The sequence below is a fragment of the Streptomyces sp. AC512_CC834 genome (assembly GCF_019049325.1).
Taxonomy (GTDB): Bacteria; Actinomycetota; Actinomycetes; order Streptomycetales; family Streptomycetaceae; genus Streptomyces.
The window spans coordinates 65,304-76,409 of the sequence record NZ_JAGMUO010000024.1 but is presented as its reverse complement, the minus strand read 5'-3'; the positions used below and the strand labels follow the sequence as shown (position 1 = coordinate 76,409).

General features: G+C 72.1%; 10 protein-coding genes and 1 pseudogene. 3 read left to right on the top strand and 8 right to left on the bottom strand.

The genetic code is table 11. From position 1 onward, the window contains the following. Positions 1-31: 31 nt before the first annotated feature. The 8 genes from KUM40_RS09300 to KUM40_RS09270 form a co-directional block, all read right to left on the bottom strand. Positions 32-709, bottom strand: coding sequence for a response regulator transcription factor (locus KUM40_RS09300; protein WP_217164911.1), 678 nt, complete (start codon positions 707-709; stop codon positions 32-34). Then, positions 706-1,944, bottom strand: a complete 1,239-nt coding sequence (locus KUM40_RS09295) for a sensor histidine kinase (protein WP_217164910.1) — start codon at positions 1,942-1,944, stop codon at positions 706-708. The genes KUM40_RS09300 and KUM40_RS09295 overlap by 4 nt, the downstream gene beginning before the upstream one ends. A gap of 57 nt (positions 1,945-2,001) precedes the next feature. Then, positions 2,002-3,081, bottom strand: a complete 1,080-nt coding sequence (locus KUM40_RS09290) for an acyl-CoA desaturase (protein ID WP_217164909.1) — start codon at positions 3,079-3,081, stop codon at positions 2,002-2,004. Positions 3,082-3,183: 102 nt separating this feature from the next. Continuing rightward, positions 3,184-4,440, bottom strand: coding sequence for an acyltransferase (locus tag KUM40_RS09285; RefSeq protein WP_254394822.1), 1,257 nt, complete (start codon positions 4,438-4,440; stop codon positions 3,184-3,186). After that, positions 4,440-5,414: an alpha/beta hydrolase gene (locus tag KUM40_RS09280; RefSeq protein WP_217164908.1), complete on the bottom strand. Its 975-nt coding sequence runs from the start codon at positions 5,412-5,414 to the stop codon at positions 4,440-4,442. Before KUM40_RS09280 ends, KUM40_RS09285 begins: the two co-directional genes overlap by 1 nt. A 161-nt stretch (positions 5,415-5,575) precedes the next feature. Continuing rightward, a complete protein-coding gene (locus KUM40_RS42075; RefSeq protein ID WP_302180828.1) occupies positions 5,576-5,701 on the bottom strand; it encodes a hypothetical protein in 126 nt (41 codons plus the stop codon). A gap of 179 nt (positions 5,702-5,880) precedes the next feature. Then, positions 5,881-6,783 (bottom strand): trans-aconitate 2-methyltransferase, encoded by a 903-nt coding sequence (locus tag KUM40_RS09275; RefSeq protein WP_217164907.1) that lies wholly within the window; start codon positions 6,781-6,783, stop codon positions 5,881-5,883. A 126-nt stretch (positions 6,784-6,909) separates the two neighbouring features. Further along, on the bottom strand, positions 6,910-7,503 hold the full coding sequence (locus KUM40_RS09270; RefSeq protein ID WP_217164905.1) for a helix-turn-helix domain-containing protein: 594 nt from the start codon (positions 7,501-7,503) through the stop codon (positions 6,910-6,912). A 156-nt stretch (positions 7,504-7,659) separates the two neighbouring features. On the opposite strand from KUM40_RS09270, the gene KUM40_RS09265 reads away from it, so the two are divergent. The 3 genes and pseudogenes from KUM40_RS09265 (at position 7,660) to KUM40_RS09255 (ending at position 10,995) form a co-directional block, all read left to right on the top strand. Beyond that, positions 7,660-9,249 carry an MFS transporter gene (locus KUM40_RS09265; protein ID WP_217164903.1) on the top strand — a complete coding sequence of 530 codons (1,590 nt, stop codon included), beginning with the start codon at positions 7,660-7,662 and terminating at the stop codon, positions 9,247-9,249. A gap of 269 nt (positions 9,250-9,518) precedes the next feature. Beyond that, positions 9,519-9,818: pseudogene (locus KUM40_RS42635) on the top strand (serine/threonine protein kinase); the annotation flags it as partial. Between the two features lie 985 nt (positions 9,819-10,803). Then, on the top strand, positions 10,804-10,995 hold the full coding sequence (locus tag KUM40_RS09255; RefSeq protein ID WP_217164901.1) for a hypothetical protein: 192 nt from the start codon (positions 10,804-10,806) through the stop codon (positions 10,993-10,995). The last annotated feature ends 111 nt before the right edge of the window (positions 10,996-11,106 follow it).

The following is an 11,106-nucleotide window of genomic DNA, read 5'->3' as shown; positions in this document are numbered from 1 at the left end:
CGGGGCAAGGGGCGCGGGGCGCGGGCGGGTCCTACTCGCCCGGGGCGACAAGACCCGACTCGTAGGCGAAGACCACCGCTTGGGCGCGGTCGCGCAGGTCGAGCTTGGTGAGGACGCGGCTGACGTGCGTCTTCACCGTCTGCTCGGCCAGCACCAGGGTCTGGGCGATCTCCGTGTTGGACTGGCCGCGGGCCACCAGGGTGAGGACCTCGGTCTCGCGCTCCGTCAGGCCCTTGAGCCGCAGCGCGGGCTTGCCCCGCGCCGCGGCCGGCCGCTGCTTGGCGAAGTCCGCGATGAGGCGGCGCGTCACGGAGGGGGCGAGCAGCGCGTCGCCCGAGGCCACGACGCGGACCGCCGCGATGAGGTCGGCCGGCGGCGCGTCCTTGAGCAGGAAGCCGCTCGCGCCCGCCCGCAGCGCCTCGTAGACGTAGTCGTCGACGTCGAAGGTGGTGAGCATCAGGACGCGCGGCCGGTGGGTCACGCCCGGCGGCGGCGACAGGAGACGGCGTGCGGCCTCCAGGCCGTCCATCTCGGGCATCCGGACGTCCATCAGCACGAGGTCGGGATGGGTACGCCGGCTCAGCTCGACGCCCTGTACGCCGTCGGGGGCCTCGCCCACCACGTCGATGTCGCTCTGGGCGGCCAGCAGCGCGGCGAAACCGGCCCGCACCATGGCCTGGTCGTCGACGATGATGACGCGCGTCGTCACGTGAAGTCCTTTTCAGTAAGGGGAAGTTGGGCGGCGACCCGGAAGCCGCCGTCCGGCAGCGGCCCCGTGTCGAGGCTGCCGCCGATGATCCGCACCCGCTCGCGCATGCCGACGAGCCCGTGCCCGGTGCCGCCCACCTCGAGCGGCGTGCCGGACGGCTTGGGCGACGGCCCGTTGACGACCAGGACGATCAGCCGCGCGCCCTCCGCCGGATCGGGCTCCGACACCGACAACGACACCTGCGTGCGGGCACCCGGCGCGTGCCGCACGACGTTCGAGAGGGCCTCCTGGACGATCCGGTACGCGGACAGGCCGACCGCCTCGGGCACCTCGACGTCGCAGGGGGTGAACTCCACCGGCCCGCGGGCCCTGGCCGTCGCCTCCACCAACTGCCCGATCTGCGCCAGGCCCGGCTGGGGCACCAGCTCGCCCTGCGCCTCCTCGTTGCGCAGCACACCGAGGAGCCGTCGCATCTCGCCGAGCGACTCGCGCGCGGTCGCCGCGATGGAGGTGAACTCCTCCCGCACGTCGGGCGGCATCCTGTCGAGGCGGTACTCCGCGGTGTCCGCCTGCACCGTGATGACGGACATGTGGTGTGCCACCACGTCGTGCAGCTCGCGGGCGATCCGGGCGCGCTCCTCAAGGAGTGTCCGCCGGCCGCGCTCGGCCTCGCTGATCGTCTCCTGCTCGACCAGCCTGCGCTGCACCTCGGACCGCTCGCGCAGCACCCCGCCGAGCAGGAGCGCGACGCCCCCGAGGATGGTGAGCAGCAGGTCCTTGGCGCTGGAGCCGTGGGGCGGGACGAACCCCAGGGCCACGTTCGCGCCCGCCGTTGCCAGCCACACCAGCAGCAGCGTCCGGCGCCGCTCGCGCAGGCCCAGGGCGAGGCAGAGGCCGACGTACCCGACGATCTCCATGGGCGGGAACGGCCACAGCAGCCGCTCCTGGAAGTCGACGGTGAGCAGGACGAGCGCGCCGGCCACGTCCGCGGCGAAGACCACGTACCAGGCCTGCAGCGGCCGTACGACGGCGAGCAGCAGCGGCGCGGCCTGCGCGACGGCCAGCCCGGCGGCGACACTGCCGTTGAGGCCGTAGTCGGCGGTGAGGACCACGATGGTCGTGGGCAGCAGGGCCACGCACAGCACGAACGCCACGGCCCACGGCAGCCCCCGCACCCACCGCCGCGAGGCCCCCGCGAGCAGCGCGCGCGGGCGTTCCTCCTCCACTGAGGTCATGCGCACCAGCCTATGTGCGCCGCGACGGCGTCCGGACAGGCGCAAGGTGTCGGCTCCTCAGATGTCGGCACGCAGCGGTTCTCCCACTTCGTACATGTGCCGCAGGGCCTGCCGGTAGGAGTCGACGAGGCCGGTCTCGGTGTAGGGGATGCCGAGGTCGCGGCAGCGGGCCCGCACCATGGACTGGGCGAGCCTCAGGTGCGGGCGGGGCATGCTGGGGAACAGGTGGTGCTCGATCTGGTAGTTGAGGCCGCCGAGGAACCAGTCGGTGAGGAAGCTGCCCCTGACGTTGCGGGAGGTGAGGACCTGGCGCCGCAGGTGTCCCCACTTCTCGCCGTCGCGGTCCGGGTCGGGGTCGGGCATGTCCATCCCCTTGTGGTTGGGCGCGAAGGCCATGCCCAGGTGCAGCCCGAGCAGGGCCTGGTGGAGCGCCGCGAAGACGAGTGCGTGCGTGAGCGGCATGGTCGCCAGGAGCAGGGTGACGTACCCGGCGACGTGGGCGACGAGGAGGGTGCCCTCCACCAGCCGTTCGCGGCCGGTCCGGCGTCGCAGGTCCTGGAAGCCGTAGAGCTTCAGGGCGAGCCCTTCGAGGAGGGTCAGGGGGAAGAAGAGCCATGCCTGGTGGCGGGTGAGCCAGCCGCGGAAGCCCGTGCGGACGGCGGCCTGCTCGCTGGTGAAGACGAGGACGTCGGCGGCGACGTCGGGGTCCTTGTCGCGGTGGTTGGGGTTGGCGTGGTGGCGGTTGTGCTTGTCGTTCCACCACGCGCTGCTCATGCCGAGCAGCAGGTTGCCGTGGATGAGCTGGATGCGGCGGTTCGTGGCGCGGCTGCCGCTGATCTGGGCATGGCCCGCGTCGTGGCCGACGAACGCCGTGCGGGCAGACAGCACGGCGAGGACGGGGGCCAGCGCGACGACCCACCAGGAGCCGCCGACGAGCACCATGCCGGTGACGACGGCGGCCAGACCGAGCGCGTTGACCGCGATCATGCGCGCGTACCAGCCGCGGCGCCGGTCGAGCAGCCCTTGTCCCCTGACATCACGCAACAGCGGCGTGAACTCGCTGCCCGCGTCCGGTGGGGGCTGCGTCGCGGTGGCGTTCTCGGGGTGCGGCAGAGCGGTTTCGCCGACCGGGGACATGGTTGTACTCCTGTGTTCGGTGAGTGGTGGGAGTGGTGGGACTGCTGGGAATGGTGGGAGTGCTGGGGGCGGTGGAGTGATACGGCGATGGGGTCGTGTCCCTCACGCCGCCAGCGCGAAGTAGCCGAAGCCCGCGGCCAGCACGCCCGCCGCCGCCCGCCGGACCGTCCCGGCGCGCTCCCACGGGCTCTCCAGGGGCCGGGCGAACTTCGCGATCGCCACGAGCAGTCCCGCGAAGAGCGGCATCCAGGCCAGCCGCGCGAAGATCCATCCGGCCGTGTCCGGCGCCGCGGTCAGCCCGGGAATCTCCCCGAAGTACGAGGCGGGGACCGCGGCGGCGAGCATCGCCGTCTGGTGCCAGCACAGGATCGTCATCGCGGACAGGTTGATGATCACCACCGGGGCCCACAGCACGGGACGCCGCAGCAACCGGGCCAGCCGGTCGCGCAGCAGGATCGCCGCGCCGGACTGGGTCGCCGCGAGCGCCAGGACCAGCAGGGACGGCGGGTGGGAGTTGGTACGGGCCTCGCCGGGCACGCCCACCATCGACATCGGGTAGTGGAAGGCGAGCAGCAGGGTGGCGAACAGGGCCGCGCCGCCGGCGAGCAGCAGCCACGCCTCGCGTCGGCCCAGCCGCCTGTCCGCCCAGGACACGCCGAGCTGGTAGGCGAACATCCACCCCGGAAGCAGATTGAGCAGACTCAGCCAGGAGGGCATCGCGTCCGCGTACGGCCCGTAACGGAGGAAGTCGACCGCGGCGACCGAGCCGAGCAGCGGGGCGGCGGCCCAGAAGCCCAGGCGCTTGGACGCGTGGACGCAGTACGGCGTGAGGGCCGTGATCACGGCGTAGACGCCGACGAACCACAAGGGCTGGACGACCAGCGTCGACGCGGTGTGCAAGGTGGCGGTGGGGACCCCGAAGCCGTAGTGGAGGGTCGGCAGCAGCAGCGCGCACACGGCGGTGGCGCCCAGGACCGGGCGGCCCAGGCGGCGGAGCCGACCGGTGATCCACTCGCGGGTCGAGCCCTTGCGCCGCTGGTGGGAGAGGTACGAGGAGTAGCCGCCGACCAGGAAGAAGATGCCCAGTAGCTGCAGGATCCAGCCGGCCGGGGCCAGCGCGTCGAACGTGACCAGCGGGCTGGCGTTGTGCAGGCCGCCACCGGTGTCGCGGGTGAAGCCGCCGAGCAGCCAGTGGCCGGTCGGGACGGCCAGGAGTGCCAGCGCGCGCAGGCCGTCGATGGCGCGGTCGCGGTGGGCGGGGGTCCGGCCGTCGATCTTCGCGCTGAGCCTCGCGAGCTTCGCGGGGGTCTTCAGGGTCTTGAGGTTCGTCAGGGTCGTCAGGGTCGTCAGGGACTTCATCACAGGCCTCCGTCGGCGATCGCCGCGAACGCGGTCAGAGTGGAGGTGCCGGGCGTGAAGTACTCGTCGTGCGCCGGAACGTCGTCGGCGGGCAGGACGCTCGCGCCGAAGCCGGGCGAGGTGGGGTCCGCGCCGTGGCCCAGGCCCAGGAACTCGACGTTGGGGACGCGGTCGATCCAGTCGGCCGGGGACTTCGCCGCCCAGACGTGGGCGTCGGTGCCGAGCGCGGTGACGCTGTCGGCGCGCATGCCGGGCGAGCCCATGACGACGATGTCGCTCGCGTCGGTGCCGGCGGCGGCGAGGCCGCAGACCACCGAGCCGTAGCTGTGGCAGAAGAGGGCAGGGTCGGGCAGTCCGGCGGCGTCCAGGCCCTCGGTGAAACGGACCAGCCGCTCGGCGCCGGCCTCCGCGAGCCGGCCCGTCGCCAGGTCCAGGCCGATGCCGGAGGGGGTGGTGTAGCCGGCCCAGGCGATGACGGCCGTGTCGTCACCCGCCTCCTCCTGGAGGTCGGCGGCCCGCTCGGCCGTACGGTCGAACCTCGAGATGTCGATGTCCGAGCCGGGGACGACCACCGAGACGTGGGCGGCGCTCTCCAGGTCGCCCACGACCTGCGCGATCAGGCCGCGACCGCGCGCGTCGTACGCCAGGACCTGGTCGCCCGCGGGCGCGTTGGCCTCGTACCGGAGCTTCACGGGGGCGCCGTCGAGGTTGCCCACCACAGTGGGGTGGTCCTCGACGAGCCGCTGCCCCTGAGCGCGGGTGAGCCCGGCGAAGAAGGCCGCGACCTCGGACGGGGTGGCCGTGGCGGGGTCCGGCAGCTCCCTGCCCAGGGAGTCGTCCGCCAGCCAGGCGGCCGTGCCGGGGAGCGGACCGCTCGGCGCGCTCTCACTGCTCGCCGAGGCCCCGCCGGCCGTGCCACCGACCAGCAGCGTGGTCAGTACGGCGGTGGTCAGCAACGTCCTGAAGCGGCGCATTCCGCCCGCCTCCCTCTGTCTCGTCCTGTGTCGTCCGGGGTGACGAGCAGAAAGTAGGGAGACGGTGACGGCCGACGCGTCACACCGGGGAGCCAAGCCGCCGTGATACCGGGGTAGGGGGTGGACCAGGCGCCGCCGCTACCGGTCGCGCCCGCCGCAGCTCACGCGGTGAGCCGGTGTGCGATGTCCCGCGCGACGCGGCGGATCTCGGCGTCGGTGGCGTCGAGGCCCTGCGAGGCGAGCAGCACGATATTCGCGCTGAGCAGCGCGGACCGAAGACGCAGCACGTCCTCGGCGGGGGCGTCCGGACCGGCGACGATCGCACACAGCTCGGAGTGCCGTTCGAAGGCGCTCGAAGGCGCTGCTCCCCTCGTCCGGCCGGAGGTCGCGCATCACGCGGTGGTTGGCCACCACGAAGCGCAGCGCTGGAACAAGGTCCACGACCTGCTTGGCCGGCCATCCGTGGTCAGGTGCGGCGGGCAGCCCAGACGGTGCGCTCCGTGCGTACCGTCAGGTCGTCGCGGCGCAGGATGCTGTGCGGGCCGCCGGTGTCGAGGAGCTGGTCGAGCGCGGTGAGGTCCTCAGGGGTGAGCCTGTCGGCGACGATGCCGCGGATGCGCCGCAGGATGCCGGTGGCGTAGCGGCCGATCGCTTCGCTGCGACTGCCGTCGAGGTTCACGGTGATGGCGCGTTCGCCCTCGACGGTGAAGCCGGCGGCCGTCAGCATCGGCCCCCAGTCGGCGCCGCGGTGGGGCATGTGTCCGGCTTGGCGGCGGTCGGCTGCGGCGTGGATGCGCTCTTCCAGGCCGGGACGCTCCTCGGGGGCGTCGGCGGGCAGGAAACGGGGGTGGCCGGCCAGTTCGACGACGGCGAACAGGCCGCCGGGTACGAGTGCGTCGTGGACGTTGCGCAGCGCGCGCTCGGGGTGGGCCATGTGGTGCATCGAGGCCGACGCCCAGACCAGGTCGGGTGAACCGAGGTCGGGCCAGGTGGCCTCGTCGAGGTCGGCCTGCACGGTGTGCACGCGCTCCTGTGTGCCGCGGGTGCACGCCTTGGTGCGCAGGCGTTGCAGGTGTTCGGCGGACGCGTCGACGGCGGTGATGTGCGCGCCGGGGAAGCGGTCGAGGAGGGCGAAGGTGCCCGCGCCCGTGCCACAGCCCAGGTCCACGATGTGGTGTGGGGCGGTCGGCAGCGGCAGCCATGCGGTGACGGAGGCGGTGTGCTCTGCAACGACCTCGGCGTCCAGGTCGAGGATCTCCGCCTGGCCGTCCATTGCCTGCTCGTGGGCCTGCTCGTGCGCCTGTGCCTGCTCGTGGTGGTGACCGTGCGAAGCACCGTGATGGGGGGTGGGCGTGTGCGCGTGGTTCATGCGTTTCACACTAGGACGACCCATGCGCCTCTGGCATGAGATCTCCCAGTTCACGCAAGGCAATGGCCCTGGGTGCTGCTCGAGACGCAAAAGGACACCGGGGCACCACCACGCGGCCCCTTGCCGTCATTCGAGAGCGCCCTGGGCGTCGTCGCTGTCGCCGCCGGACCGGTGGCCGCGGCGGGCGTCCCGGTCGAAGATGCCCAGGATTTCGCAGGGCCCGCCGTCGGCTCCGATCGCGTGCGGCATCATCGTGGGGAACTCGGCGGCCTGGTTGGCCTCGAGGCGGAAGCGGCGGTGGCCGAGCATGAGGATCGCCGTGCCGGACAGGACGACGATCCATTCGCGCCCCGGGTGGGCGCGCATGCGCGCCGGGTTCTCCGGGGGCGGTTCGGTCATGCGCTGGCGCACCACGCTCATTCCGGGGTCGGCCTTGATGGTCCAGCGCATCCGGCCGTGGGTGCTGTCGATCGTGGGGCTGGTGACGACGTCGTCGGCGGCGGTCTCCACGAGCTGATCGAGTGTGGTGTCCAGGGCGCGGGCAAGGGTGACCAACTGGTCCAGTGCGAGGCGCCGCCGGCCGTTCTCGATGCGGCTCAGCGAGGACTGACTCAGGTGGGCGCGCGAGGCCAACTCCTCCAAGGACCAGCCCTGCGCCACCCGCAGAGCGCGGATGCGTTTGCGTACGAGGCTGTCCAGATCTCCGTCTTCTTGCGTCATGAGCAACATCGTATGCCGCTGATGCAACACGGGCTTAGCGTCACGTGTGGATGGTCCGCGGCGCGGCGGCACTGACCCCGGCCCACCCCTCTTTCTTCACTCGGCGACCGGATCGACTCCGGTGCTGACTCGGCATGCCCCTTTTGGGAGGAATCCATGAGTACGAACCAGCCCGTACCGGCCGCGCAGGCCGGCCGGGGCGGCCCCGACGCGCGTCCGCTGCGCAAGATCCTGATCACCGTCTCCATCGCTCTGATGGCGGTCATCGCCTCGGTGACCGGGCTGAACGTCGCACAGACCCACATGGCCGTGGAATTCGACGCCTCCCAGAACACGGTCCTGTGGATCATCAACATCTACACCCTCGCCCTGGCCGCGCTGCTGCTGCCGCTCGGTGCCCTGGGCGATCGCCTGGGCCGAAAGCCCATGCTCGTCGCCGGACTGGGTGTCTTCGGCATGGCCACCGTGGTCGCGGGCCTGGCGCCGACGGCAGAGGTGATGCTCGGGGCCCGCGTGGCCGGCGGCATCGGCGCCGCCATGATCATGCCGATCACGCTCGCCGTCATCACCTCCACCTTCCCCGAGGAGCAGCGCGGCAAGGCGATCGGCGTGTGGACAGGTGTCGCCGGAGGCGGCGGCATCCTGGGCATGTTCCTCTCCGCGCTCCTCGTCGACGTCGCCGACTGGCGCTGGCTGTTCGTCCTGCCCGCGGCTCTGGTCGGCGTGGCCCTCGGGATGACCCTCAAGTGGGTTCCCAACTCCCGCGAGACCTCGGCCCATCGATTCGACACCGTTGGCGCTCTGGTCTCCGTCATTGCCGTGGTCGGCCTGATCTTCGTGCTGCAGGAAGGCCCCGAACGCGGCTGGACCGCCCCCGAGACGCTGATCAGTCTCGCTGTCGGCCTCATCGCCGCGGTCGGGTTCGTGGCCTGGGAGCTGTACCGCCGCGACGCCTCCCTGCTGGATGTGCGCCTGTTCCGGGAGCGCGGACTGTCGGGCGGCTCGATCACGCTGCTGGTGGTCTTCGGTGTCCAGGCGGGTATCGGCGTGGTCCTCTTCCCGTTCTTCCAGGCCGTACTCGGCTGGTCGGGTCTGCTGTCCACGGTCGCGATGATGCCCATGGCCGTCGCGATGATGGTGTCCTCCGGCCTGGCCCCCAGGCTGGCCGCCGGCATCGGCGCCCGCTCGACCATGGTGGTGGGCATCGCACTGGCCGGCGTCGGCATGGCGCTGATGGCGCTGTTCGTCTCCGTCGGCGGGGGCTACCCGGCCGTGCTGCCCGGCCTGCTCGCCATGGGCGTCGGCATGGGCCTGTCGATGACCCCGTCCACGGAGGCCATCACCGCCTCCCTGCCGCGCGAGAAGCAGGGGGTCGCCTCCGCCCTGAACGATGTCACCCGCGAGTTCGGCACCGCACTCGGCGTCGCGCTGCTCGGTGCGCTCGTGTCCGCCGGCTACCGAAGCTCCATCGACGACAAGCTGACCGGTATCCCCCGGGGCGCCGCGGACACCGCCCGTGAGGGTGTCGCCAACGCCGTCGAGGTCGCGGACAGCACCGGCCCGCACGCACAAGACCTGCTCCACGCGGCCCAGCAGTCCTTCGTCGACGGCTGGCAGCAGGCCATGTGGGCGGGCGCGGCCATCATGGCCGTCCTGTTCTTCTGGATCGCCGCCCGCGGACCCGGGAACACACCCGCCGCGGACGCCGATGAGCAAGCGCCCGCCGAGACCGTCACCGTCGACTGACCCCACAAAGGCCGGGCCGGCGGCCGGAAGGGCGCGACGAGCCCGAACCAAGGTCGGCCGGCGCCGTACGAACACCATGCGGTGACCGTCGGCCGTTGCCACCAGACATCCACCGATGGGCCGCGCACGCGACCGTACACGCGCTCGAAGGCGGGGCTACGCTGCGTTCTGCTTGCTGGACCGTGGCGCGGTCTGGGGGACTTGGGGCTGTGGTGGTGCGCGTACTGGCTGACCGATACCGGCTCGTCAGGCTGCTGGGGCGCGGCGGGATGGGGGCGGTGTGGGAGGCCCGCGACGACGTCCTGGGCCGTGGCGTCGCCGTCAAGGTGATCTCGGTACTCACGGGCGTCGGCAGCACCGCCGACGAGGCACGCGCCCGATTTCTGCGCGAGGCGCGGGTCACCGCCGCCCTGCAGCATCCACATGTCGTGACCGTGCACGACCTCGGCACAGCCGCCACCCCGGAGGGCGGCACACCGTTCCTGGCACACGCGGCCGGCGTCCTGCACCGTGACATCAAGCCCGCCAACATCTTCGTCGCCTCCTCCGGCCAGGTGAAAGTCCTCGACTTCGGCATCGCCCCGGGCCGCCGGCCCCTCGGCCACCGACGGCCGCATGACCCGCACCGGCGTCGTCGCCGGTTCGGCCGCGTACATCGCCCCCGAACAGGCCCGCGGCTACCCGGAGCAGCGCAGCGACCTGTAGGCGTTGGGCTGCGTCCTGTCCGAACTCCGCACCGGCCGAATGCCGTGCACCGCCCCGGACACCCTCGGGTTCCTGACCGCGCACCTCAACGACGCGCCGCCCGCGCCGAGCAGCGTGGCACAGGACATCTCGCCCGCCTGGGACCGGTTGATCCTCCGCCTCCTGGCGACGGACCCCGGTGACAGGTACGGCTCGGCCGCCGAAGTCGCCGATGAGCTCCGCGCGCTCGGCGGCCCGGCCGCCTCCACGCCACCGGTACCGTCGCCGCGCCCTGGACCCGCGGACACCGCTCCGTCACCCGAGGCCCCTCCCACCGTCACGGCCACGCGCCTCGACTCCCCCGGAGAGGCCGGCGAGGGACCACCGCTGAACCCAGGGACTCGAGCATGACGGCCCCCGGGGACTCCCAGTTCGGACTTCCTGGCAGGCGCTCTCCCCCGCACATTCGGCTCCCACCTCTACCGCGTCTTCCCAAGCTCGGCATCACCGCCCGCTCCCCACTGCGCGACGTGGTCGACGACACCCTGCCGGGCCGCGTACCAGCACAGTGGCACGCGCCTCACCCGTAGTCCGCCGCCGACCGGGTCGGGGAGCGCGCTTCACCATGGTTTTGCGCGACAGCGCAAAGGCTGGTGTGTGCGCCGTGTGTTGATGAGACTCCTCTACGACAGCGCGCTCCCGGTGGGGATGCCCCGTACCGGGACGCGCGTCCGGGACAGCTCCATCGCGGAGTACGGGGGACCCGTTTCTTTCGGCACCGACCTGTGGTCGTGTGCGGCCTCATGTGTCAGAGGCTGCTGTCTCCGTCCCATCGCGTTTCCGATCCCCATGGACCGCAAGGAGGAAGAAATGGCAGTCGTCGAAGCCGAGCTCCAGGAGCTCGAGAGCAAGCTGTCGGAGGTCTTCGAGCAGGAGGACTGGTCGCTGCCGGCAGACGAGTCGCTGTCGGTCACCCCGGTCGGGGAGACCGCCGGCGGTCTTGAGATCAACATGGATCTCAACACACTGGGCGGCAGCCGTCCGCGGCTGAACGAGGGCTGACGTCCGGCACCGTTCCAAGGCTTGTGCGTGGGCCGGGCTGCACCGGGCCCGCGCGCAGGCGCCCGACAGCGTGTACGACGAGGACTCCGGCCCGATGGCCGTTTCGGGGCC

Bases quoted from the DNA above. Each gene is read 5' to 3' on its own strand.
- KUM40_RS09295 (WP_217164910.1), bottom strand. From the start codon at position 1,944: ATGACCTCAGTGGAGGAGGAACGCCCGCGCGCGCTGCTCGCGGGGGCC.
- KUM40_RS09290 (WP_217164909.1), bottom strand. From the start codon at position 3,081: ATGTCCCCGGTCGGCGAAACCGCTCTGCCGCACCCCGAGAACGCCACC.
- KUM40_RS09285 (WP_254394822.1), bottom strand. From the start codon at position 4,440: ATGAAGTCCCTGACGACCCTGACGACCCTGACGAACCTCAAGACCCTG.
- KUM40_RS09280 (WP_217164908.1), bottom strand. From the start codon at position 5,414: ATGCGCCGCTTCAGGACGTTGCTGACCACCGCCGTACTGACCACGCTG.
- KUM40_RS09275 (WP_217164907.1), bottom strand. From the start codon at position 6,783: ATGAACCACGCGCACACGCCCACCCCCCATCACGGTGCTTCGCACGGT.
- KUM40_RS09270 (WP_217164905.1), bottom strand. From the start codon at position 7,503: ATGACGCAAGAAGACGGAGATCTGGACAGCCTCGTACGCAAACGCATC.
- KUM40_RS09265 (WP_217164903.1), top strand. From the start codon at position 7,660: ATGAGTACGAACCAGCCCGTACCGGCCGCGCAGGCCGGCCGGGGCGGC.
- KUM40_RS09255 (WP_217164901.1), top strand. From the start codon at position 10,804: ATGGCAGTCGTCGAAGCCGAGCTCCAGGAGCTCGAGAGCAAGCTGTCG.